Here is a 691-nt window from a genome sequence, read left to right as displayed (position 1 = left end):
GTCAGGCAATGCAGGGCGTTTTCCTGATCGTTCTCCTATGACCATTTCCTTGGCTGTCCAAGGCATGTGCCCTTCATGCTCGATCGTCACTTTGGTGATGTCTGCTGGATCGTAAATGACTTGCACCGTACGACCGATGAAGAGGAGACCCACCTCATACTTTTTGCCCATAAAGCTGATGCAGCCAGCCTTATCCACTTTGCGATTCTCACTGTGTAGAAAAGCATTAGCGAGCGTTTCCCCATCGACAAAGCGAACAATCTTGCAATCCTCGCGATAAGCCATTTGTGGGCTTTTGTTTTCACTTAATGCCGAGTGGATCTTCGTCTGATGGCATTCGCTGAGCCATGCCGAAAACCAATGATTGAGCGCCTCCAGCGTTTTCGGTTTTTCGAGTGCGACTTCGTTCAGAAAAGAGCCGATCGCTCCGTTTAGGCGCTCAACTTTACCCTTACTTTCTGGCGAGTAAGGTCTAGCATAGAGCAAGCGAATACCAAGCTTCGAGCAGGTTCGCCCCATCCATTTGGTCCGATACTGCTTGCCGTTGTCGAAGTAAACGGCCTCGGGTGCGCCATATTGCTGGATCGCTTTGCGAAAGGCATCTTCCACAATAGCTTGTTCAAGGGTGTCGTAGAACGCAGCGGAAACGACGAAACGCGTTGCATCATCGATGAACACAACGAGATAGGTT

The 691-nt window shown here is 50.1% G+C and carries 1 protein-coding gene; it reads right to left on the bottom strand.

Features of this window, described 5'->3' with window-relative positions; genetic code table 11:
* A partial coding sequence (locus tag AC2TDN_RS26600; protein WP_484690743.1) for a DDE-type integrase/transposase/recombinase occupies nt 1–691 on the bottom strand: 691 nt, incomplete at both ends.

The sequence above is a fragment of the Paenibacillus sp. Y660 genome (assembly GCF_057221575.1).
The sequence above is the reverse complement of the archived record's forward strand: the minus strand, read 5'-3'. Positions and strand labels throughout refer to the sequence as shown.